The organism is Paraglaciecola mesophila, from assembly GCF_009906955.1.
GTDB classification, from domain to species: Bacteria; Pseudomonadota; Gammaproteobacteria; order Enterobacterales; family Alteromonadaceae; genus Paraglaciecola; species Paraglaciecola mesophila_A.
Map to the genome: position 1 here is coordinate 1,567,501 of NZ_CP047656.1, position 22,875 is coordinate 1,590,375.

Annotated in this window: 17 protein-coding genes and 1 rRNA gene (1 of these 18 only partly in view); 9 read left to right on the top strand and 9 right to left on the bottom strand. The window is 42.9% G+C overall.

Annotated features, from left to right (window positions below):
• A 16S ribosomal RNA gene (locus FX988_RS06730) occupies positions 1-125 on the bottom strand (it extends 1,406 nt beyond the left edge of the window).
• 940 nt (positions 126-1,065) lie between these two features.
• Here FX988_RS06730 and FX988_RS06735 point away from each other — a divergent pair.
• Positions 1,066-4,191 carry a S8 family serine peptidase gene (locus FX988_RS06735; RefSeq protein WP_160178910.1) on the top strand — a complete coding sequence of 1,042 codons (3,126 nt, stop codon included), beginning with the start codon at positions 1,066-1,068 and terminating at the stop codon, positions 4,189-4,191.
• Between the two features lie 907 nt (positions 4,192-5,098).
• Here FX988_RS06735 and FX988_RS06740 read toward each other — a convergent pair.
• Together FX988_RS06740 and pssA are read right to left on the bottom strand one after the other, a co-directional pair.
• Positions 5,099-5,638: a PEP-CTERM sorting domain-containing protein gene (locus FX988_RS06740; RefSeq protein WP_160178911.1), complete on the bottom strand. Its 540-nt coding sequence runs from the start codon at positions 5,636-5,638 to the stop codon at positions 5,099-5,101.
• A 266-nt stretch (positions 5,639-5,904) separates the two neighbouring features.
• Entirely contained in the window at positions 5,905-6,741 is an 837-nt protein-coding gene (gene pssA, locus FX988_RS06745; RefSeq protein ID WP_160178912.1) for a CDP-diacylglycerol--serine O-phosphatidyltransferase, read from the bottom strand.
• A 377-nt stretch (positions 6,742-7,118) separates the two neighbouring features.
• On the opposite strand from pssA, the gene xdp1 reads away from it, so the two are divergent.
• Positions 7,119-7,877: an exosortase-dependent surface protein XDP1 gene (gene xdp1 / locus FX988_RS06750; RefSeq protein ID WP_160178913.1), complete on the top strand. Its 759-nt coding sequence runs from the start codon at positions 7,119-7,121 to the stop codon at positions 7,875-7,877.
• Positions 7,878-8,035: 158 nt separating this feature from the next.
• On the top strand, positions 8,036-10,831 hold the full coding sequence (prsT, locus tag FX988_RS06755) for an XrtA/PEP-CTERM system TPR-repeat protein PrsT (RefSeq protein ID WP_160178914.1): 2,796 nt from the start codon (positions 8,036-8,038) through the stop codon (positions 10,829-10,831).
• Positions 10,832-10,951: 120 nt separating this feature from the next.
• Here prsT and clpB read toward each other — a convergent pair whose 3' ends face one another.
• From clpB to rluD, 3 genes are all read right to left on the bottom strand, one after another.
• Entirely contained in the window at positions 10,952-13,528 is a 2,577-nt protein-coding gene (gene clpB / locus FX988_RS06760; protein WP_160178915.1) for an ATP-dependent chaperone ClpB, read from the bottom strand.
• Between the two features lie 121 nt (positions 13,529-13,649).
• Entirely contained in the window at positions 13,650-14,387 is a 738-nt protein-coding gene (gene pgeF / locus FX988_RS06765; protein ID WP_160178916.1) for a peptidoglycan editing factor PgeF, read from the bottom strand.
• A 3-nt stretch (positions 14,388-14,390) separates the two neighbouring features.
• Positions 14,391-15,374: a 23S rRNA pseudouridine(1911/1915/1917) synthase RluD gene (rluD, locus tag FX988_RS06770; protein ID WP_013754324.1), complete on the bottom strand. Its 984-nt coding sequence runs from the start codon at positions 15,372-15,374 to the stop codon at positions 14,391-14,393.
• Positions 15,375-15,549: 175 nt separating this feature from the next.
• Here rluD and FX988_RS06775 point away from each other — a divergent pair, with 175 nt between their 5' ends.
• The gene (locus tag FX988_RS06775) at positions 15,550-16,314 is read left to right on the top strand and encodes an outer membrane protein assembly factor BamD (RefSeq protein WP_160182120.1); all 765 of its coding nucleotides are present in this window, start codon (positions 15,550-15,552) and stop codon (positions 16,312-16,314) included.
• An 80-nt stretch (positions 16,315-16,394) separates the two neighbouring features.
• Here the strand turns inward: FX988_RS06775 and FX988_RS06780 are convergent, their stop codons facing one another.
• Genes FX988_RS06780 through FX988_RS06790 form a run of 3 tightly spaced genes read right to left on the bottom strand, consistent with a single transcriptional unit; the run spans position 16,395 to position 18,296 of the window.
• Positions 16,395-17,066, bottom strand: a complete 672-nt coding sequence (locus FX988_RS06780) for a ChrR family anti-sigma-E factor (RefSeq protein ID WP_160178917.1) — start codon at positions 17,064-17,066, stop codon at positions 16,395-16,397.
• Complete coding sequence (locus FX988_RS06785) at positions 17,059-17,673, bottom strand: sigma-70 family RNA polymerase sigma factor (RefSeq protein WP_160178918.1); 615 nt, start codon at positions 17,671-17,673, stop codon at positions 17,059-17,061. The genes FX988_RS06780 and FX988_RS06785 overlap by 8 nt, the downstream gene beginning before the upstream one ends.
• A gap of 56 nt (positions 17,674-17,729) precedes the next feature.
• On the bottom strand, positions 17,730-18,296 hold the full coding sequence (locus FX988_RS06790; protein WP_160178919.1) for an LON peptidase substrate-binding domain-containing protein: 567 nt from the start codon (positions 18,294-18,296) through the stop codon (positions 17,730-17,732).
• Positions 18,297-18,455: 159 nt separating this feature from the next.
• Here FX988_RS06790 and FX988_RS06795 point away from each other — a divergent pair, with 159 nt between their 5' ends.
• Genes FX988_RS06795 through FX988_RS06815 form a run of 5 tightly spaced genes read left to right on the top strand, consistent with a single transcriptional unit; the run spans position 18,456 to position 22,874 of the window.
• The gene (locus FX988_RS06795; protein WP_160178920.1) at positions 18,456-18,878 is read left to right on the top strand and encodes a nuclear transport factor 2 family protein; all 423 of its coding nucleotides are present in this window, start codon (positions 18,456-18,458) and stop codon (positions 18,876-18,878) included.
• Positions 18,875-19,591 (top strand): SDR family NAD(P)-dependent oxidoreductase, encoded by a 717-nt coding sequence (locus FX988_RS06800; RefSeq protein ID WP_160178921.1) that lies wholly within the window; start codon positions 18,875-18,877, stop codon positions 19,589-19,591. Before FX988_RS06795 ends, FX988_RS06800 begins: the two co-directional genes overlap by 4 nt.
• A 16-nt stretch (positions 19,592-19,607) precedes the next feature.
• On the top strand, positions 19,608-20,879 hold the full coding sequence (locus FX988_RS06805; RefSeq protein WP_160178922.1) for an NAD(P)/FAD-dependent oxidoreductase: 1,272 nt from the start codon (positions 19,608-19,610) through the stop codon (positions 20,877-20,879).
• Positions 20,879-21,619 (top strand): DUF1365 domain-containing protein, encoded by a 741-nt coding sequence (locus FX988_RS06810; protein ID WP_160178923.1) that lies wholly within the window; start codon positions 20,879-20,881, stop codon positions 21,617-21,619. Before FX988_RS06805 ends, FX988_RS06810 begins: the two co-directional genes overlap by 1 nt.
• Position 21,620: 1 nt before the next feature.
• Positions 21,621-22,874 carry an SAM-dependent methyltransferase gene (locus tag FX988_RS06815; RefSeq protein ID WP_160178924.1) on the top strand — a complete coding sequence of 418 codons (1,254 nt, stop codon included), beginning with the start codon at positions 21,621-21,623 and terminating at the stop codon, positions 22,872-22,874.
• The last annotated feature ends 1 nt before the right edge of the window (position 22,875 follow it).

Genomic DNA, 22,875 nt, shown 5'->3' on the forward strand with positions numbered 1-22,875 from the left:
CTAAGTATTACTCACCCGTCCGCCACTCGTCATCTTCTAGCAAGCTAGAAATGTTACCGTTCGACTTGCATGTGTTAGGCCTGCCGCCAGCGTTCAATCTGAGCCATGATCAAACTCTTCAATTAAATATTTATCGAACATGAATTTTTTTGGTAGACACTCATCAAGTGAGTGCCCACACAGATTGTCTTGTTATTAATTGTTAAAGAACATTGCTACCGAAGTAGCGTGCTTCCTTAGAAGCGGCTTAAGATGCTGTCCGTGGACCCTCTCAAGCGGGAGGCGTATAATACGCTCTCAATCTTCGATGTCAAGGTGTTATTTTTATTTAATTTTAAATCAATTTTTGAAGTGAATCGAAAACTGAAAAATCAAACTAAACCGCCTTACATCACGCTGATTAAACACTGTTAAAAAGTCTTCAATCACCTGGAAAATCCAGTGTCGTTCCAGCTGTTTTAGCGGCTGTCCCGAAGCGAGATGCGCATTATAGAGATCCAAAGTTTGATCGCAAGTGTTTATTTTAAAAAAGTGTTCGACCGTTTATTTTATGAGCAAACATACAGAGCTATCGGCTGATGGGGTGCATAACTTATATTGTCGTCATTAGGCCAAATCCACGAGTGACGACTGATCGTTTGATATGTTACTTGCCGACTGCAACGTGTTCCTTAAGCAATTGCCAATTAATGTAAAGAAGTGTCAACTTTATTTACATTTCAATAAACCTGAATTTCCACTTTCCCACAAAGTATATATTTATCAAAATGTTACATTAAAGGTGTAATATTTGCTTGCCTTTCGCGGTAACTTTGTTGGGCATACTTTATTGCTATCGAAGTTATTTTTTCGCTATATTTTGCCAGTGTTAGCGATAACACGTAACAAAGTATTAATTCCTTCATATATAAACAGGGAGTAAGCACATATAGCTATTTTACTTCAGGGAGTAAGAATGGCTTCAGATACCTCATGTTCCACCATACGTCCAGCGTGATTAATTCAATTAGTCAAAGTAACAAAGCGCAGGAATAAATATAAAAATAAAGTAAATCGGAGAATCAAATGAAGTTTAAGCGTTCAATTTTAGGCAGTATGATTTCTGTAGCCATGTCAACATCGTTGGCTACAGCTGGAGAAATCAGTCAACCAGTAGATATGAGCACATTAACTGAAGGTAAATCGTCTATCACAGCAGTGAAAGGCTCCGGAATTTATATCGTTCAATTAAAAGGCGAGCCAGGTATTAGTCAGGCTCAAGCAACTGGCGAATTACTACCGAGCAACCAGTTAGTCGCTCAGGGCAATCGGTACAATGCTAAATCGCCAAGAATGCAAGCATACACAACAAAATTAAAAGCTAAGCAAGCCGAAATTAGCCGTTCAGTAGGTTCGATGGAAGTACTGCATAACTATGTGCATAGTTTTAACGGCTTCTCTGCCAAAATGACCCCCTCGCAAGCCAAGGCGTTAGAAAACAATCCGAATGTGGTAAGTGTATTTGAAGATAGGGCTGTTGAGCCTGCTACGTCTTCCACGCCAGATTTTCTTGGCTTAACTGGCGCTAATGGACAACATACACTTGGCATTAAAGGCGATGACGTGATCGTCGGTGTACTAGATTCAGGTATTTGGCCTGAAAACCCAAGCTTCGCAGACGATGGTAGCTATTCGGATCCCGTCGAACTAGGCTGGACTGGGGTGTGTGACACCGGCGAAGAAGCCGAAGCGAATTCATTTGAATGTAATAATAAATTGATAGGCGCTCGGTATTATAACGAGTCCTTTGCTGCAACTTACGAGATTCAGACTGCTTTAGGTGAATTTATCTCGCCACGTGATGCAGACGGCCACGGTAGCCACACCGCGAGCACGGCCGCTGGTAATGAAAATGTTACAGCGACAATTAGAGGTAGTGATGTAACAACGGTTACAGGCATCGCTCCGCGTGCGCGCGTTGCAATGTATAAAGTATGTTGGAACGCCGATTATGTTAGCCCTGAAGGCGTGAATGAAAGAGGCTGTTTCTTTGGGGACAGTATGGCGGCGATTGATCAAGCGATTGTTGATGGTGTAGACGTTATTAACTATTCCATCGGTAATTCTGAAGACTTAACAACACCTGTATATACAGCAGGGTTGAGGGCTGCGCAGGCCGGTATCTTTTTTGCCGCGTCAGCCGGTAATGACGGTCCTGATGAAGCAACCGTGAGCAATATTGCACCTTGGTTAACAACAGTAGCTGCATCAACCCATGACGGTATTATTTACAATAGTGGCGTTGGTGTTTCTATTGATGGTGAGGAGCAAACATATGCAGCAACCGAAGCGTCCTTCGCGCCCGCTTTAAAAGAAATCGAGCCAGTAGAAGCACAGCTAGTCATCGCAGATCCCTTATTAGGCTGCTTTGATGAGCCAGACACCCCTACTCCACTTGCTAACGCCGAAGCTATTCAAGGGAAAATCGCGCTACTAAGTCGCGGAGCCTGTGCTTTCGTAGAGAAAGTCGAAAGAGCTCAACTTGCAGGTGCCGCGGGCGTCATTATTTATAATACAGAAGGCCGTCCTGCATTTGGAATGTCAGGTGATTTTCCAGCGGAGATCCCGGTAGTAGGAATTTCAGCTGCAGCAGGTGAAGCATTGAACTCCGCTATTACCGAAGGGAAAAATGTCATCGCTTTATTAAGCGCTGAAACATTTGTGGAATCACAAGAAACACCAAACTTGATTGCTGACTTCTCATCAAGAGGTGTTAACCCAAGCACTGGCGATATCATTAAACCTGATATCACAGCTCCTGGCGTTAATATTTTGGCTGCTAATAGTGAGCAACAATTCAATGGTGGTAGTCAAGGTGAAGCATTCCATTATTTAAGTGGTACATCGATGTCAGGCCCGCATATAGCAGGCATGGGTGCTTTATTAAGAGGACAACATCCTGATTGGTCTCCTGCGCAAATTAAATCTGCATTAATGACTTCAGCGCGTCAAGACTTGATGAAAGAAGATGGTGAAACACCTGCAGATCCGTTCGACTTTGGAGCCGGACATGCCGCCCCAGTGGCAGCAATGGCACCAGGATTAACTTACGATGCTAACGTAAATGACTACCTCGCATTCATGTGTGGTCAAGGACATGAAGATTTCGTGGAGGCGCAATCGACTGAAACCTGTGACTCATTAACTGAAGCCGGTTTTTCTACTGATGCGAGTCAGCTAAATTATCCTTCAATAGCGGTAGAGTCACTATTAACTGAAGAAACAGTGAGCAGAACCTTAACTGATGTTTCTGGTTTGGGTGGCAATTATGCTGTTTCATTGGATGTTCCAGAAGGGGTTTCAGCCACGGTAAAAACCTTCGATGGAGAAGGTGTCGAAACTGAATCTAGTAATTTAGTTGTGGCTCCTAACGGTAAGGCTAGTTATACCATCACATTTGCAAAGACTGACGATTCAATTATAAATGAATGGACATTTGGTGCGATTACCTTTACAGGTGCAGACGGAACGGTAGTACGCAGCCCAATAGCGGTAAAACCTGCGCCTAGCATTGATATTGTTGTGCCGCCAAGTTTATCGCTAGATCTTAATCGAGGCCGCGCCACTTTCCCTGTGCAAATGCTGTACTCAGGAAGAACGAGCTTAGATTACACAGGACTGGTTGCACCTTTTGGTTCAGCTGGTACGGTTAGCCAAGATCCCGATCAAACCTTTTCGTTCAATGAAGCAGGATTAGGAACGCACTTCTTTACTATTCCTGAGGGCACAAAAGTCGCTCGTTTCAGTTTAGTAGACAGTTTTGTCGCTGTAGAAGGGACTGATTTAGACCTATATGTATACGCATGCACTGGAGGTTTATGTTCTCAAGTAGCGTCGTCGTTCAACGGCGGTTCAAACGAAGACATAATCTTGACCAACCCTGAACCCGCAGATTTTTATATAGCGTGGGTTCATGGCTGGAGCTTAGCGGGTGCGGAAACAACTGACTATACTATGTTAGGCTGGATTGCAGATCAGGCCGAATCGTCTACACGAGTGTCCGGCTCGAGTAGAGCGATTGATGGTCGATTCAACAACATTCGAATCACCACCCGAGGTCTAGATCCTAACCTTTACATGGGTGCAGTAACTTTCTATAACGAAGACGGTGCAGCCCAAGGTACGACTGTACTAGAAGTAGTACAACCATAAGCATTGCCAGTCTGACCTATAGACTGCTGACGTTTAAACCTTGTTAATCATCAAGCCTCGCTTTACGCGAGGCTTTTTTATTACTGACCCAGTCAAAAAGTTTGTCTCTTCGCTATTTAGTTTCTGTAAAAATTAATAAAACCGCCTTCAGAAAGTTGCCACGTCAAATAACTTCACATTACGGACTTGCCTACTCTACCCCGTGAAATTCAGGCAAACATTCTAGGGGCTTTCAAATGATGATGAATCCCTAGTTGAACAACCTTTCTATTTGAAGCTATGCGACACAGAATGAGCAAACGAGAGCGAGGTATATCGCTCGGCAATCATCATGTCATTCCACTCCCAGTATGGTTAATATGCGTTTTCTTTCGGTATTCTGCGTCCTGCAGAGGCTAACTGTGACGGGAGGTGAAAAGACGAGCGTCGACCTTATAATACCAATTACATTAAATAATTGGCCTCTCAGAATTCATCCAGCGGGTTTTGAACAAGGCGTCGGTGTGTAGTAATGGTTGTTCCCTTTCAAATACCGAGAACGTAGTGCAAAACCCGCTGGGGAATTCCCTTCGGGCGAATTTTAAAAGGACTTACTCTGTGTTGCTCGAACTCGAAAGAGCACAGGTTAGTTTTTAATAAAGGGCTATCATTCAAGCGCCTTGATTAAGTCCTTTTAAATTTTCGCTGAGTGGTAAATTATTTAATGGAATTGGTATAAATAAAAAACAGAATAAGGGTGTGCTTATTTGACATTAAGACATAGCAGATAGATGAATTTGGAATACACGATACAGTATAGGGACAATACGGTTCAACAGATACAAAAAACCCGACAGAACTCATCGGGCTTATTGATAATAAATATGAGCCAACTTAAATCAAAGCAGGTTCACTATTGTATGAAGCATTAGTTTTTGCGGCGACGAAGACCCATAGCGAATAAGCCTAAGGTAAGGATCGCAATACCAGCAGGCGCAGGAACTCGAGCTTCACCCAATGTAGCTGCATCAGACAAGAAAACTATGTCCCCGTTAGCATCGAAAATGTCTACGAAAGTATCTCCCGGTGAAAATACATCGATAATGACCTGATAAGTCCACATATCTGCTGAATCGAGTTCCGTCACATCGAACGATAATAGTTCTATGCCCGAATTGACAGCACTGATAGAGCTAGCATCCACTACCGCTTCAAAGTCGAATACATCAAACTCTTTGCTATCGAATAAATTCAATGACACGAAGTCGAAAATAGATACAAGTCCAGTTCCAATGTCTCTTGTGTCAAGATCAACGGTAACCTCACCTAAAGTGAAACTACCAAAAACTGGATCATCGACGATTTCTATGGATTGCGTGATTAATACTGCATTTGCGGAAAAAGAAGTAAACCCTAAGCTCGCAACTAATAGTGCGGCTACAGCACCGAATTTTCTTATAGACATCATATATTCCCATACCTTTGTAATTATTAATTAATGTGGTCAGATCGTGTGTTTGCCCAACCTAAGAAAAAACAAGCAGGTTTTACGCCAAAAATAAACATCTTAGTTTTCATAAAGTTAAAAAAGCGAACAACTCTCATGTAAAAATATCTGACAGTTTTAATCGAAAAGGTATCGGGTCAAATAGTGACCCGATAGAATAGGGAAAAGGATAACGTGCAAGTTTCGAACACAATTTCGAACACAATGTCAAAACTGGCTCTTATCATTTATGCATTTTTGTTTGTGTCGTCTTTCACCTGAGATTCCGCTTCAGGTTGTTCTTGGCTTGAATCGCCATCAGTTGACATAAAGTCTGCATCATTTTCATCTGCATCACCTACCACATGTTCTAACTTGACTTTATCTACGCTTCTAAAAGTATTTATCGGTCCGGCGAGGGCATATAAAGCAAAAACGACAAACAACACCAATGCAGGTTCAGTCGCAACCACAATGAAGATCAACATGATGAGTAGCAGAGCCACAAAGGGCACTTTGCCATGCCAGTTGACTTCTTTAAATGAATTGTATTTAAAGTTACTGACCATTAATAAACCGGCCAGGCTTGTCACCAAAGCGACAACAACGCCATAGTCATCCCCATTCACGTCATACTCCCCACCAACCCATACTAAACCGGCTACTAATGCGGCAGCGGCTGGGCTTGCAAGGCCTTGAAAATAACGTTTATCTGCGATACCAATTTGGGTGTTAAAGCGTGCCAGCCTTAACGCCGCTCCAGCGACATATATAAAAGCGGCTAGCCAACCTATTTTACCTAAACCGCTTAACCCCCAGTTATACGCAACTAAGGCTGGCGCCATACCAAAAGACACCATATCGGCCATTGAATCATATTCGGCACCAAATTCACTTTGGGTGTTGGTCATGCGTGCAACACGACCATCAAGTCCGTCAAAAATCATTGCGATAAATATCGCTACGGCGGCAGCTTCGAAGTGCCCATTCATAGAAGCAACTACAGCATAAAAGCCAGAAAATAGACCAGCAGTAGTTAATAAATTGGGTAAAAGATAAATACCTTTACGCTTAGATTCGGGCATAACAGCTCCTTTGATAAAATAACGGCGTCAAGATAGCATAAACGTTTGGCGTTAGTTATTAGGCAATTTAAAAAATAGCCAGATTAATTCGTTATTATTCTGGCTAACGCATTCCTGACGTATTAGTAAGCATACCTATTATACGTATTTCCTATATTCTCTCCTATAATAAAATGTACAATTAGCTACTTGTATATGTTTTGAGTCACGGGGCAGACTAGCTGTCTAATTTCTTTACACTCAAAATGCAAACACATCATTGAAATAAGTAAACACTTGTATTTTAAAGGTTTATTATAATTGGCATATTTAGTGCTTAGTACAAAATATAAGAATTTGAAGAACGCTCGGCATTTTAAAAGGACTGGGAAGTAATTATGAAAAATCTATCTGTTTTGCGCAGTGCAGCGATCGCGGCATCTTTAATGACGATGTCGTTTACAAGTTTTGCGACAGACACGACATCATGGAATTTTACAACTTATGGCACTCAATATGGATCAGGGAATTACGATGGTAATAATCTGAACTTTTCATCTGCTGATAATGATCTGACTATAACTGCTTGGGCAGATACTAGAGATGCTAGTAACCCTGATACAATTCAGACAGCAACAGCTGCACACAACTCTCATGGGTTACTTAATTACAATCGTGATGAGTCTAGCAACGAACATTACGTCGATAATTATGGCGAAGAAACAGACATGTTATTGTTCACATTCGATGATTTAGTCGCAATCACGGGTATTAATATTGGCTATCATTATAATGACTCTGATATATCTATAGCGGCATTTGATGAGTTACCAACTTTACAAGGCAATACGTGGGATACCGTTGCTGCTAATGCTGACTTCAAAGCGAGTTTCAATGACCTAAGTAATGGCTGGACTTCTTTGTCTAGTTCGTCAAGCTTTGAATCTAAATACTGGTTAATTGGTGCTTACAACGGTGCGTTTGGTTCTCCAGGGTGGTCGAATAATAACGATTTATTGAAAATCGCTGGCATTAAGACTATCGCAGGTTCAGGCCCAGACCCTAAACCACCAACAGATGTTGCCGAGCCTAGCTCACTAGCGGTGCTTGCCTCTTTCGGACTATTCGCTGCATGGCGTCGCCGCAAGTCTGCATAGGGATATCAAGATTTTAAGAAACCTCACATTGTGAGGTTTTTTTTTGCCTAAAAATATACCTTGGTATGACCGTCATCATTGAATAACTGAGGTAATTGAGCGAAATATGCCGTAATATTTTACGCTCTGCATTCTAAGGAAAAGAGTCAACCTAATTTATGAAACATCGCTCACTGTCAACTTCACTTAGTGCAATTGCTTTTTGCGCTGTAATCTCATCATTAGCATTTGCTGATACGTCTGAAAATTATGAAAAAGCCCTTTCGGCATTTAATCAAGAGGAGTTTTCAGAGTCGTATATTCACCTGAAAAATGCCCTGCAAGAATCCCCTTCTCACTTGCCTTCTAAGCTGCTTATGGGGCGGGTTCTACTGGTAGATGGTTACGTCAATGATGCTATTACGGAATTTGAAGAGGTCATGGCTGCAGGCGCAGATTTGAATCTAGTACTGGTACCGTTAGCCAATGCTTACCTGATTAGTCGCCAATTCGATGCGCTTATCGACTTACCGACTCCGCGCAGTTTATCGTCATCAGTAAAGCTTGATATTGAGCTATTAAAAGCGGCAGCGCATATTCAACAAAAGGAGCTCGATGAAGCTAAGTCGATTTATCTGAACGCCAAACTTCAGTTAGGTGAAAACAGCGATATATTAAACGGTTTAGCGCAAATAGCACTTTTGAATAAAGAGTATGTTCAAGCCCACCAATATTTAGATAAAGCCCTCTCGCTTAAATCCAATAATGCGAAGAGTTTGATGCTACGCGGTTTAGTGTTTCAAAGCCAAGGTCAAAGTGACGAAGCGCGAAAGCAGTTTGAGCAAGCTTACCAATTTGATGATTTCGACCCAACCATTAAACGCGCCTTAGCCAATAGCTATGTAGAAGCGAATATGCTCCACAAAGCTGAGGAGATGATCAACCTTATTGAGGAGCAAACCTCAGGGGATCTGCAAACCCAACTCTTAAAAGCACGCGTGTTAGCTATGCAAGAAAAAAGCTCTGAAGCCGATGCCTTATTAGCTCAACTTAACCAAATGCTAAGCTTAGCGACTGAAGAAAACAAAGTGCAAACAAGCTGGATTAGTTTAGTCGCTGGGATTACGGCCTATATCAATAAAAATTACGAAGTGACTGTGCGCGAATTAAGTCGCTATATTAAGTCAGGCTCGGCACCGCCAGAGCTGTTAGGTATGTTAGCCGAAGCGCATATTCGTCAAGGTGATTCTAAGAAAGCGATGGCGCTACTTGAGCTAAATGAATCTACTGTACTCGAGAGTATTCCTGTTTCATCTTTATTGTGCGACTTGTATTTAACCAGCAACAAGGTATTTAAATGTAACAATCTTGTAGAAGAGCTGAAACAAGAATTTGGAGCTAACCACACTGTCATACTGCTAGAAGCTAAGCTACTGGTACGCCGAGACAAAGTTGATGAAGCACTCGCATTGCTTAGCAACAGTAACCTTGATACCAATGCAGAGGATGTATTGCTATTTAAAGCGACCCTCGAAGCCAATAACCAGCGATACGCAGAAGCGCTACTCTCTGCTCAAAAGTTGATTGAGTTACAGCCTGCTAACAAAAAATACCAAAACTTGCATGCAGATTTAAATATTCGTTTAGGTAATTTCCAACAGGCTACAACCTCGTTAAATCGTGTGCTCTTAGAAGACCCTGAAAACATAGCAGCGCTAATGAACCTGTCACGGGTGCAATTCGCTCAACAAGCACTGCCTGAATCACGCCAAACAATAGAAAAAGTCATTGCGCTGCAGGGAACTAATATTCCGGCACTTGTGCTGTATGCACAAATTTTAATTAAACAGCAAAATTTAGAAGAAGCTATTGAAACACTACTCACGGCAAAAGCTGCGGCTCCTAATAAAGTGGCTCCCCATGAGCTTTTAGCTAATATCTACCGTCAACAACAGAAGTACGCCATAGCTTTAACCGAAGTCAATGCTCTGCTGAAGATAGATCGCTTAAATTCAGGGTACATCTTCGAAAAGGCTAACTTATTGATTGCTTTGGATGAGCCTCAGCAAGCGAAAAGCCAGCTGGATATATTGTTCGGTCAATGGTCTGATGATGCTGTGCGCTTAGTTGAGCTAAGCCAAGCTCAACGACAAGCGAAGGATGTGAGTGGCGCAAAATTAAGCCTACAGAGAGCTTCTTCTATAGATCCACAATACGCCCTTGCAAAACTGGAATACGGACAATTACTTATTGATCAAGGGAGTTTATCTGAAGCAAAAGCTCTTATTGAGAGTATGCATAACGACTTTTCTAACAACCCAAATGTATATGTACTGCAAGGCAATTACTTCAAAACCATCAATAACATTGATGCCGCCTATAATGCATATGCTGATGCTGTGATGTTAAAACCTGATTTTACCCTCCCCTTGATCGAGCTATATCAAATCGCCAGCCAAGGACCTCACCAAGACGCGTTTGAAGAGTATCTAAGTCACTATTTATCAAAAAATGAAGAGGCACATTTTCAACGACACCTACTTGCCGATTTACTTTACATTGAGGGGAATATACCTGCTGCCGAAGCGCAATACTTAAAACTTATCTCTGTAAATGGATTACCAAACAAAGCCCGAATTTACAACAACCTCGCGTTAATTAAAGCAGACTCTGAACCAAAACAGGGGCTTGAATATGCAGAGAAAGCCGCAGAGCTAATCCCAGGCTCTGCCGCAATCTTGGATACAAAAGGTTGGTTACTAGTGAAAAACGCGAAGTATCAAGAAGCACTAACGACACTACGTACCGCCTTTACAATGCGTTCGAGTGATCCGTCTATTCGTTATCATTTAGCCGCAGCGTTAAAGGGTCTAGGGAAGCCTGAGCAAGCAAAAAAAGAGTTGACCCAAGCACTGGCTAGTAGCAGCCCTTTTCCTGAAAAACAGCAAGCCCAAGCTTTGTTAAAGACATTGTAATGTTTGTGCTTATTGGTCGAAGAGCGAATAATACCAATTCCATTAAGTAATTAAACCTAAAAAACGGCCACCTATTGGTAGCCGTTCTTATATAGACACACTTCAGTCAAGGACTTATTATCAGTCAATGATTAGCCCATTTTCATCAGCATCAATACTGACCACACTGTCGGTCATTAGCTTTCCTGACAGGATCTTTTGCGCCAATGGGTTTTCTATCTCCATCTGAATGGCTCGTTTTAGTGGCCGCGCACCGTATACTGGATCAAACCCAGCCTCAGCAAGCTTCTCAAGAGCCGCATCGGTTAGTTCCAAACCGATACCTTTGTCGTCGAGTCGTTTACGCAACAACTGCAATTGCTTACTCGCTATGGACGTAATTTGCGCTAATCCGAGTGGATGGAATACAACCGTTTCATCAACCCGGTTCAAAAACTCAGGCCTAAAATGAGTGCTCAGCACATCAAGTACAGATTGCTTCATTTTCTCATAGTCATTTTCACTGTGCTGCTCTTGAATGATATCTGAACCAAGATTAGAGGTCATGATGATAACGGTATTTTTGAAATCAACCGTTCTCCCTTGCCCATCCGTTAAACGGCCGTCATCTAGCACTTGAAGCAAAATGTTAAACACATCAGGGTGAGCCTTCTCGATTTCATCTAGCAAAATGACCGAGTAAGGCTTACGTCTGACTGCTTCGGTTAAGTACCCCCCTTCTTCATAGCCAACATAACCTGGAGGTGCCCCCACTAATCTGGAAACAGAGTGTTTTTCCATAAATTCTGACATATCAATACGCACCATGGCATCTTCAGTGTCGAATAAGAAATGCGCTAAGGTTTTACATAGCTCGGTTTTACCTACCCCTGTCGGGCCTAAAAATAAGAAAGAGCCTATGGGTTTGTTGGGATCCGCAAGGCCAGCTCTAGAGCGACGTATTGCATTTGATACCGCATTCACCGCTTCACTTTGTCCTACGACTCGCTCATGTAATGCACTTTCCATGTTCATGAGTTTGTCTTTTTCGCCCTCAAGCATTTTAGATACTGGAATACCTGTCCAGCGCGAGAGCACATCCGCTATTTCGCCTTCAGTAACACGGCTTTTAAGCAGCTGATGTTCAATCGGTTGAGATTCAGACTCAGTGGCAATTTCAAGCTTACTTTCAAGTTCTGGGATCCTGCCGTACTGAAGTTCAGACATACGACTTAAGTCAGATGCTCTGCGCGCAATTTCCAGATCTAACTTAGCTTGATCGAGTTCTGCACGAATGTTTTGCGTGCCTTGCATGGCCTGCTTTTCGGACTTCCAAATTGCTTCTAGTTCCGAAAATTTAAACTCAGCTTGTTCGCGCTCTATTTCGATTAACTCTAAGCGCTTGTGGCTCGCTTCGTCTTTTTCTTTAGCCAGCGCCTGCTCTTCCAATTTCAATTGAATGATACGACGCTCTAACCTATCCATGTCTTCAGGTTTTGAGTCCATCTGCATACGGATACTCGATGCCGCCTCATCGATAAGATCAATTGCCTTATCTGGCAACTGCCGGTCACTAATATAGCGATGGGATAAAGAGGCTGCCGCTACAATCGCAGGATCGGTTATCTCAACAGAATGGTGTAACTCATAACGTTCTTTTAACCCCCGCAGTATGGCAACTGTGTCCTCAACACTAGGTTCTTCCACTAGCACTTTTTGAAAGCGTCTTTCTAACGCTGCATCTTTTTCGATAAATTGGCGATATTCGTCGAGCGTTGTCGCGCCGACACAATGCAACTCGCCACGAGCTAGCGCCGGTTTCAACATATTGCCAGCATCCATAGCGCCCTCGCCTTTACCGGCTCCTACCATGGTATGTAATTCATCGATGAACAGAATGACACGCCCCTCTTCCTTAGCAAGTTCATTTAGCACTGCTTTTAAGCGTTCTTCAAATTCACCGCGGAATTTTGCACCAGCAATAAGCGCGCCCATATCAAGGGATAAAACTCGTTTGTTTTTAAGTCCCTCAGGCACTTCTGAATTGATAATTCGCTGGGCAAGGCCTTCCGCAATAGCGGTTTTACCGACCCCTGGTTCACCAATTAATACGGGATTGTTTTTGGTTCTGCGCTGCAGTACCTGAATAGTGCGGCGAATTTCATCGTCTCTGCCAATAACGGGATCAAGCTTACCTTGCTCTGCTCGTTCGGTGAGATCCGTAGTGAACTTTTCAAGTGCCTGACGCACGTCTTCCGCATTTGGATCATTCACGGTTTGTCCACCGCGCATGTCTTCAATCGCTTTTTCAATGGACTCTTCTGTCGCCCCGTTTTGGCGAAGTAAATCACCAAGTTTGCCTTTATCTTGTAATGCTGCCAAAACGAAGATTTCAGAGGTGATGTATTTATCTTTACGCTTTTGCGCGATTTTGTCGCTCAGGTTTAACAGCACGACTGTTTCTTTGGCGAGTTGCACATCACCGCCAACCCCTTCTACACGAGGTAGATGATCTACCGCTTCAGCTAAAGCGGAACGTAGTGTATTCACATTAACTTTCGCATGGTCAAACAAAGCGCGCACCGAACCACCTTGCTGATTCAGCAATGCCGTCATTAAATGTACAGGTTCAATAAATTGATGATCACGCCCAAGCGCAATGGATTGAGCATCAGAAATGGCAAGTTGAAACTTGCTAGTAAAACTATCTAAACGCATATGCCACTCACATTTAAAGGATGAATAATTAACCTATAAATGGAGCGCAGCAAAAAATTATCAAGCGTAAGAGGTATTTTTAGTAAAAGAATTTGAGCCAGATCAAGTTATCAAACAGCGGCTAGGGTTGTAGATAAATACCAGTCACCATTCGCCCAGTCTGCGTTAAACCTTGATGCGTAGCCCTGCGGTGAGAGAAAAACATGGGTTCATTTTCATAAGTACACATATCAGCACTGAAAATCTGATTAATACCCAACGCAGATAATTTGGCTTGAGCAATACGCTGTATGTTTGCTTGGTATTTGCCAGGTTCGACTCCTGGCGAAAAGCAATCTGGGTAAGATTGAAAACGAGCAAAAACAAGATCGTTTACTTCAAAATTTTTCTGGCTGATATGTGGGCCAATCCACGCTATTAATTCTGACGTAGCGCTGTGCATTTGATTGCAGCTGTTTTCAATCACCCCGTCAGCTAAGCCTTTCCACCCAGCGTGCACAGCAGCCACTTCACTGCCTTGTTTGTTGCACAGTAATATGGGCAAGCAATCGGCGGTCATCACAGCACAAACAAGATTCGGTTCTGATGTCGTACTGGCATCAAAACTCATGTTTTGCGCACTGTTATTATCAAGTGAAATACAACTGTTGCCATGTACTTGATTTAGCCACTTGATATTTTGATGAAGCGGTAACGTCTTGCGATTCGCTTGCACTGTATCTTGCGAGTCCCCCACATGCTCCCCAACGTTCAAAGAGTCGTAGGGAGCCTGACTGTGCCCACCTAACCTCGTGGTCGAAAACGCTTTTACACGTAAAGGTGCGGGCCATTGGGGACGAATTAAATCCAATTTACTCATGTATTAAACAAGATCATCTGGATTTTGTGCCGTGTCTTCTTTTAACACATCGAGCAAATTAACGAAGTCATCAGGCAATGGTGCCTGAAACGACATCCACTCACCTGTAATAGGGTGTTCAAGTTCAAGCTGGATCGCATGCAAAGCCTGACGTTTAAAACCACGAATGGTTTCTATCATCACCTCACTAGCAGCTTTAGGTAAACGTGGACGACCACCGTAGGCTTGATCTCCTACCAAGGGGTGGCGCAAATGCGCCATATGCACACGAATTTGATGGGTACGGCCAGACTCAAGTTTCAAACGAAGATGGGTGTGGGCGCGGTATTTATGTTTAACTCGGTAATGGGTTAACGCGGGCTTTCCAGATTGTACAACCGCCATGTTGGTGCGCTTAGTAGGGTGACGACCAATGGGTTCATCTACACTGCCTCCGGCAATTAAATTACCATACACCACAGCTTCATATTCCCGACTAATTTCGCGAGCTTGTAGTTTTTCGACTAAGTGTGTTTGTGCTGGTATTGTTTTGGCAACGACCATTAAGCCGGTCGTATCTTTATCTAAACGGTGTACGATACCTGCGCGCGGCACGCTTGCTATATCAGGCACATGACTGAGCAAGGCATTTAAAATGGTGCCATTGGCATTACCCGCCCCAGGATGCACCACCAAATTTGTTGGCTTATTGATTACCAAGATATGCTCATCTTCATAGACAATGTTTAAATCGATTTCCTGCGCACTGTGGCGCTCCTGTATTTCGATGCTGGCATCGATTTCAATTAACTCTTCACCCAGTAGCTTTTCTCTTGGTTTGTTCACTATCTGACCATCTATCGAGACTTGATCTGCCAAAATCCAATCTTTTATACGAGATCGTGAATAATCAGGGAACATTTCAGCCAAAGCTTGATCCAAACGTTTACCTAATAACGTTTGCGGCACCACGGCCTGTAGTTGTATTTTTTCATAGCTGGTAGACATGCAAAAGAGACCCTAGTAGTGTTTCGGACGATTTATATGTGCATAGCCCCAGACGCTGGGTTAGAATATGCAGTTGTTATCGGTTCGGTAAAACCCTATTCTAACGGATTTTTGCCAGCAATGAATCGGCGAACGCTTATCGCAAGCATAAATAAGAGCAAATAAGACAAATATGATGAGAAAGTTATCGTTACCCAAGGTTTTTCTAGCCGCTACAATCATCGCACTAGGTGGCTGTTCATCCTCTCCAGATGAAGAAGAAGTCGTAGTCAACAATCGAAGTGCTCAATCTTTGTATGAAGATGCGAAAGAAAAAATGGCAATTGGTAACTTCAATGCCGCAACCGCAACGCTTAGCGCATTAGACTCCAAATACCCTTTTGGTCCCTTGTCCAATCAAGTCCAACTTGATTTGATTTATGCTTACTACAAATCAGGCAAAGTAAATGAAGCAATATCGACTATTGATCGCTTTACACGCTTAAATCCTAATCATGCCGACGTTGACTACGCCATATATATGCGTGGTTTAACCAACATGGAATCAGACAAGAACTTGTTTCAAGAATTGGTCGGTATTGACCGCTCAGATCGTGATCCAAGTAAATCACGTGAAGCCTTTGAAGACTTCAGACGATTAATTGAAAAATTCCCAGACAGCAAGTACGCAGCCGATGCACAAAAACGCATGCTGCATATTAAAAGCCGTTTAGCGAAATATGAAATCGCTATCGCTCGCTTTTATATGCGTCGTGAAGCCTATGTTGCCGCAGCCAACCGTGGTCGTTACGTGCTTGAATACTATCCTGATACGGATCATGTCCAAGAAGCGCTGGAAATAATGGTGGAATGTTACGACCAACTTAAGCTTGACGAGTTGAAGAATAACGTAATGAAGACACTGAAATTGAATTATCCTGACAGCAGCTTTATTAGCTAAGCCAGCACTCAATTCAGACATAAAAAACGCGCCAAAATAGGCGCGTTTTTTATGGGCGTAACCGAGCATGCCACCAGTGTTTATTTAAAAAATAACTGGCTGAATGGGTTTAATAAGCGGGCTAAGCCAGACGTGAAATATAATGGCTTATCTACCATGGTGAACACTAAGCAGCCTTCATCTGCTTCAGAAAACGGCATGTGCTTCTTGGTGTTATCCATAATAGTAAAGTCGCCGCAGTCGTAATCCGCTAAGCCGTCGCTAAACTGGCCATCAATGACCAATGTGAATTCTGTTCCCTTGTGGGTATGTTCTGGCACTTTCCCGCCCTTTTCCATATAAATAAAGTTCGCCTGACCTTCTTGACCTAAATCCACAGGGGCTTGCCACAACTTACCCACTAGGCGTGACCAGTTACCTGTTTTTTCGCTATAGCGCGCCAAGGCTCTAGGCAACTCAAAACGTTTTCCATCTAGCTCAAGTATATTTGAGATGGGTTTTGCTTTAGGTAACTCAATCGCAGGAGATTGCATTATACGTTGCAACATATCGTTATAGTCAGGCGGCATATCAATCACTTCCGAGTCATCCGAAAACACTTCATTGCCAATTTCTTCTTGTGCTTGCATAACCAGTGCTTGGCAGCGAGGGCACATGTCAACATGAGCCGAAATCATCAAGGCTAAATTTGATGGGCATGTCCCTTGTGCAAATGCACGAAGATGAACTAAGTTAGGGTGAAAATTAATCATGGTCTTTAAGCATCTCTTTCAAACGCTGCAAAGCAAGGCGCGTTCTAGATTTAACGGTTCCTAAGGGGATGTCGAATTGATCGGCTACTTCCTGTTGCGATTTTCCCTCAATATAAATCGCTTCAATAACCTCACGCTGCTTTGTCGGTAAGTCCTCAAATAAAACACCGAGTTCCTGAAGGGTAATTTGTTCATCAAGTGACACTTCATTTTCATCTGCGGTTTGTTCACACAGCACAGGCCACAAATCGTCAGCGCAAATATCTTCTTTGCGATTTCGCTGCTTGCGCAACATATCGAAACGAATGTTTCGCGCTATCGTGAAAATCCATGTAGAAGGCGCGCCTTTTTCAGCGTTGAACAAGTGAGACTTTTGCCAAACATTAGACATAGTGTCTTGTACCAGCTCCATCGCTAATGCTTCATTGCCCATTTGCTTGAGCGCGTAAGAACGAAGGCGTGGTGCAAAGTAATTAAACACTTCGGCAAACGATCGTTGACAACGTGATTGGCCGACTAGCACCAAATAGGCTGACATTTCATCAGCACAGTCTTTAGGGGCAACAACGTGTGAATGTTTTGTTTCCAAAGGGATTCCGACTAGCATCACTTTCCACCGGTATTGTATCGATAGTCTTTATACTGGCTTTATAGTGAAAAAGATCATTTCACCAATTGTGTCAAATATTCGACCGTTTTGACATAGTCTCTTTGGATCATGAGTTGCTGCTTTTTCTCAGCAGAAACCGGCAGTAACTCAAGCCACCGATACACAACCCACAAAGGGTCTTCAAAGAGAGGCTGCGGATAAAGCTCCTTGATTTCGGGGTACTTGTTGAATATCTCCATCAATCGTTGCCGTACCAGGCTTGAATCGATTTTTTCCTCTGGTTGCCAAACCTCTGACCAAGTGCATTGCCCGATTCGCAACCCATCATGCTCTGTGACTACCTGCTCAATATTGAAGCACTTATCCCCCTCGACCGTAATTCCTAATAATCCGTCGTCAAGCAAATCAAAATCAATCACCTTAACGTGAGTACCAACTGCGTGAATATGCTCATTTCGCTCCTTATCGCCCTTGGCGTTAAGCATGCAAATCCCAAAGCCTGTTTGCGTCGCACAGGCATTTTTCACCATACGAACATAACGTGGCTCAAAAATCCGTAACGCCATACGCCCATGGGGCAAAATATGTGCGGACAAAGGAAATAAAGGTAAAGTAATCATATTCTAACTGATATCGATTTTTGCTGGTTTATGTGCCTTGATACGCTTGCTCAAGAATTTAGATCGCTCATATTTAGTTATTTCTTAGTGATCTAAAATGCTCACTTTCCATTAGTAATCAAAACACATTCCCGTAATCACGCTTTGACGGACACTTTAATGGAAGCAATTGCGCACTTTGTCAATTTCTATAAAAAATTAGACACTCAGTCCCTCGCTGAACTTTCAAACCTTTACAGCGAGGACATCAAATTTATCGATCCTGTCACCCGGCATAATGGTTTGGCGGCGGTTCATCGCTACTTCGAACAGTTACTCGAAAACGTGGATGAATGCCGTTTTGAGATCTCCCAGGTGAATGATAATAATCCTAATGTTGTAGTTAATTGGGTCATGCATTTTTGCCATCCAAAACTTAAAGGCGGTAAAGAAATCAGCGTTGAAGGCATCAGCCAGTTAATCATAAAAGATGGCAAAGTTAGCTATCAGCGAGATTATTATGACGTAGGCAGCATGCTTTACGAGCATATTCCTTTGCTGGGCTCAGTGATTCAATTTTTCAAAAAGCGACTCGCCTCATGAAACGAATACTGATCACAGGTGCCACCTCCGGAATTGGGGAAGCACTGGTAAGACTCGCATCAGACAATGGCTATGAAGTGATCGCATGCGGACGCAACGCGGAAAAGTTAACCCGCCTAAGCGCTCTCGAGCATGTCATTGTTGAGCAGTTTGACGTCAGCGACAAACAGCAAACACAACTAAAATTAGACTCTGTTGATGCAGATATCTATGTGTTAAACGCTGGCGTATGTGAATACGTTCAATTAGACGATTTCGAACCTGAGATGTTCAGACGCGTATTTGAAGCCAATTTTTTTGGTGTCGTGAACTGTATTGACGCCCTACTCCCAAAATTCGTCGCCGGGGATCAATTACTCATTGTTGATAGCATGGCGCGACTATTACCCTTTACACAAAGCCAAGCATATGGGGCAAGTAAAGCCGCTTTGCATTATCTGACGAAAACGATGGAAGTGGACTTGGCCCCACGAGGGGTGATTGTTCAAAGCGCGTCCCCTGGGTTCGTTGAGACGCCGCTAACAGATAAAAATGACTTTGATATGCCGATGCAGATAACGGCGAAAGAGGCAGCAGAAAGCATTTTAAAGGGCATTCAAAACCAATCTAGTAGTCTATATTTTCCAAAAATATTCGGCTTTATTTTGCGCTTTCTTTCACACTTACCCAACTCGATGAAAGTGGCCTTAAGCAAACGCATGAAAAATAAATAACAGGAAGCAAACCAAGATGTCTAAACGAATAGCCATTGTCGGCAGTGGAATTTCAGGTTTGACCTGCGGCCATTTACTCCATAAAAACCATGATATCACGATATTCGAAGCCAACGACTACATAGGCGGCCATACAGCAACGAAAGACGTGACGATCAAAGGGCGAGATTACGCGATAGACACAGGTTTTATTGTTTTTAACGACTGGACGTATCCACACTTCATTAAGCTAATGAATAAATTAGGGGTCAAAAGCCAGCCCACAGAAATGAGTTTTAGTGTCAAAAATGAGACGCAAAATATTGAATATAATGGCAATACAATCAATAGCTTGTTCGCTCAAAGACGTAATATATTCCGCCCGCTATTTTGGCGTATTGTTAAGGATATCTTGCGCTTTAATAAGTTGTGTAAATCACAGAACATAGATGCGCTACCAAAGCAGCAAAACTTGTTTGGCTTTTTAACTGAGCATCGCTTTAGTGATGCCTTTATTTACAATTACATTTTACCTATGTGCGCGGCAATTTGGTCTACCAGCGTCGAAGATATAAAGGCGTTCCCATTTAAATTTTTTCTGCGATTTTTCAATAATCATGGTCTTTTGAATATTACTGACAGACCCCAGTGGTATACCTTAATCGGTGGTTCACGAGAATACATTGCCCCACTGACCAAGGGTTTTGAAAATAGGATATTACTCAATGCACCTGTTACCTCTGTAGTCAAAACAGAGCAAGGGTACCAAGTCAATAGTGCGCTGGGCAGTAACGTGTTCGATGAGGTGATATTTGCCTGCCATAGTGACCAGGCGTTGGCGATGCTAGACAATCAAGATATTCCTCAACGAGATACAATAAACGACATTTTGGGAGCAATAAGATACATTCCAAACGAAGTCGTATTGCACACTGACGAAAGCGTGCTACCCAAACGGAAACTCGCTTGGGCCAGCTGGAACTACGGCATTTCTGACGCACAGAACGCGCATTTATCCCCAGCGGTATTAACTTACAATATGAACATACTGCAATGTATCGATTCTAATACCACCTTTTGTGTCACCTTAAATGATCGCCAGTCAATAAACGACAAAGCTATACTCGGTGTGTACCAATATGCCCATCCACAATTCAATGATGATGCTATCAAAGCCCAAGCACGACGTAGCGAAATATCAGGCGTTGCAGGCCTGCACTTCTGTGGAGCCTATTGGTACAACGGTTTTCATGAAGACGGTGTGCTAAGTGCGTTAGACGTTTGCCTGCATTTTGGTGAAACCTTTTAATGCAAAGCGCAATTTATCAAGGCCGCGTATTTCATGCGCGCCATTTCCCCAAGAAGCATGCGTTTAACTACGACATATTTCTCATGTGGTTAAAATTAGATGAAATAGCAGAAATTGAACAAAGCGTGCGATTTTTTTCAATCTCGAGATGGGCACCACTGCGATTTAAAAGACAAGATTACCTAGGTGACAACAGCGAGCCGCTGCAAGAAAGTGTGCTTAAACGTATGAACGAGCTTGCCGGCAGCCCAAACGAAAACCCACTTTGTGGAGATGTATATTTACTAGGACAAGTACGTACCTTTGGCCTGTACTTTAGTCCAGTCAATTTTTATTACCTGCGCCAAAGCAACGGTAGTTACAGCCATATGTTAGCAGAAGTCAGTAATACCCCATGGAATCAGCGGCACCACTATTTAGTCGATTTAAATAACCAGCAAGATACTCAAAAAGCATTTCATGTTTCCCCATTTAACCCCTTAGACATGCAGTACCAATGGTCGGTTATGCAACCAAATCAAAAACTTAACTTGACCTTGAAATGTGTAAAAAATGTGACTCATTTAGATACAGGATTAAATTTAAATCGCATTGAACTGAACTCAAAATCTCTTACGCGCGTACTAATGTCTATTCCCAGTATGGCGCTAAGAACAGTAATCGGGATTTACTGGCAAGCCATTAAACTCTTTATTAAACGTGTGCCTTTTTACGCTCACGCAACGCAAGGTAAGAAGTAATATGATGAACAGCGAACAGACACTCCAAGCAGTCGAGTCTCTTTCATGGCAAGACAAAGTTAGCCGTCAAATCATGTTGAAAATATTCGCCAGCCTACCTGAAGGCGAAATGGTTATTAAAGAAAACGGCGTACTGGTAGATGTTTTTGGTGAGAAAGGCTCTGACCTACACGCAGAAATTAACTTTATTGATTTGCGCGCCTACCGCCATTTACTGTTTGGTGGCAGTATCGCCTCAGGCGAAACCTACACTGACGGCATGTGGACAACACCTAACTTGACCAATGTTATTCGTATTTTCGCTCGAAACTTGCCCATGTTAGACCGCTGGGAAGGGAAAATGGAATGGCTCGCCCTGCCGCTCAGAAAGATAAGTCATCTAGCGAGACGCAACTCGACTAGTCAAGCCAAAAAGAATATTGCGGATCACTACGACCTAGGCAACAAGTTATATAGCCGTTTTCTCGATGAAACCATGATGTACTCTTCGGCTATCTATCCTGACCAAGACGCAGACTTACATCAAGCACAGCAACACAAACTTAAAACCATCTGTGAAAAACTACAGCTTAACGCGAGTGATCACTTACTGGAAATTGGCACTGGCTGGGGTGGGCTAGCCGTTTATGCCGCCAAGCACTATGGCTGTAAAGTCACGACAACAACGATCTCTGAAGAACAATATCGTTTCGCTGAGCAGTGGGTTACCAAAGAAAATTTACATGACAAGATAACGCTACTCAAGAAAGACTACCGTTTACTTGATGGGCAATACGACAAGCTTGTCTCCATTGAAATGATTGAGGCCGTAGGCAAAGAATATTTACCCACATTTTTCGAGCAATGCTCTAACCGACTCAAAAAAGATGGCCTTATGTTATTGCAGGCGATCACCATCAGCGATCAACGTTTGAACAGTTATGCCAAAAGTGTGGATTTTATCCAAAAGCATATCTTTCCCGGCGGTTTTCTGCCCTCTCAGCTGTTGATTAATCAACATCTGAAAAAACACACAAATATGATGATCCGCGATTTGCATGACATTGGTCTGGATTACGCAAGAACATTACAACATTGGCATCAAGCGTTTAATGACAATATCGATGCCCTAGCCAAAGACGGCTACGACGAACGGTTTGGCAATATGTGGCGATACTATTTTAGCTACTGTGAGGGAGGGTTCTTAGAACGTACTATCAGTACCGTACAATTAGTGCTGAGCAAACCAGCATACAGCGCCCCACTTCGCCGTTAAC

What these genes read in the sequence shown, in the direction of transcription:
- FX988_RS06735 (WP_160178910.1), top strand. Translation starts at nt 1,066, where the DNA reads ATGAAGTTTAAGCGTTCAATTTTAGGCAGTATGATTTCTGTAGCCATG.
- FX988_RS06740 (WP_160178911.1), bottom strand. Translation starts at nt 5,638, where the DNA reads ATGATGTCTATAAGAAAATTCGGTGCTGTAGCCGCACTATTAGTTGCG.
- pssA (WP_160178912.1), bottom strand. Translation starts at nt 6,741, where the DNA reads ATGCCCGAATCTAAGCGTAAAGGTATTTATCTTTTACCCAATTTATTA.
- xdp1 (WP_160178913.1), top strand. Translation starts at nt 7,119, where the DNA reads ATGAAAAATCTATCTGTTTTGCGCAGTGCAGCGATCGCGGCATCTTTA.
- prsT (WP_160178914.1), top strand. Translation starts at nt 8,036, where the DNA reads ATGAAACATCGCTCACTGTCAACTTCACTTAGTGCAATTGCTTTTTGC.
- clpB (WP_160178915.1), bottom strand. Translation starts at nt 13,528, where the DNA reads ATGCGTTTAGATAGTTTTACTAGCAAGTTTCAACTTGCCATTTCTGAT.
- pgeF (WP_160178916.1), bottom strand. Translation starts at nt 14,387, where the DNA reads ATGAGTAAATTGGATTTAATTCGTCCCCAATGGCCCGCACCTTTACGT.
- rluD (WP_013754324.1), bottom strand. Translation starts at nt 15,374, where the DNA reads ATGTCTACCAGCTATGAAAAAATACAACTACAGGCCGTGGTGCCGCAA.
- FX988_RS06775 (WP_160182120.1), top strand. Translation starts at nt 15,550, where the DNA reads ATGAGAAAGTTATCGTTACCCAAGGTTTTTCTAGCCGCTACAATCATC.
- FX988_RS06780 (WP_160178917.1), bottom strand. Translation starts at nt 17,066, where the DNA reads ATGATTAATTTTCACCCTAACTTAGTTCATCTTCGTGCATTTGCACAA.
- FX988_RS06785 (WP_160178918.1), bottom strand. Translation starts at nt 17,673, where the DNA reads ATGCTAGTCGGAATCCCTTTGGAAACAAAACATTCACACGTTGTTGCC.
- FX988_RS06790 (WP_160178919.1), bottom strand. Translation starts at nt 18,296, where the DNA reads ATGATTACTTTACCTTTATTTCCTTTGTCCGCACATATTTTGCCCCAT.
- FX988_RS06795 (WP_160178920.1), top strand. Translation starts at nt 18,456, where the DNA reads ATGGAAGCAATTGCGCACTTTGTCAATTTCTATAAAAAATTAGACACT.
- FX988_RS06800 (WP_160178921.1), top strand. Translation starts at nt 18,875, where the DNA reads ATGAAACGAATACTGATCACAGGTGCCACCTCCGGAATTGGGGAAGCA.
- FX988_RS06805 (WP_160178922.1), top strand. Translation starts at nt 19,608, where the DNA reads ATGTCTAAACGAATAGCCATTGTCGGCAGTGGAATTTCAGGTTTGACC.
- FX988_RS06810 (WP_160178923.1), top strand. Translation starts at nt 20,879, where the DNA reads ATGCAAAGCGCAATTTATCAAGGCCGCGTATTTCATGCGCGCCATTTC.
- FX988_RS06815 (WP_160178924.1), top strand. Translation starts at nt 21,621, where the DNA reads ATGATGAACAGCGAACAGACACTCCAAGCAGTCGAGTCTCTTTCATGG.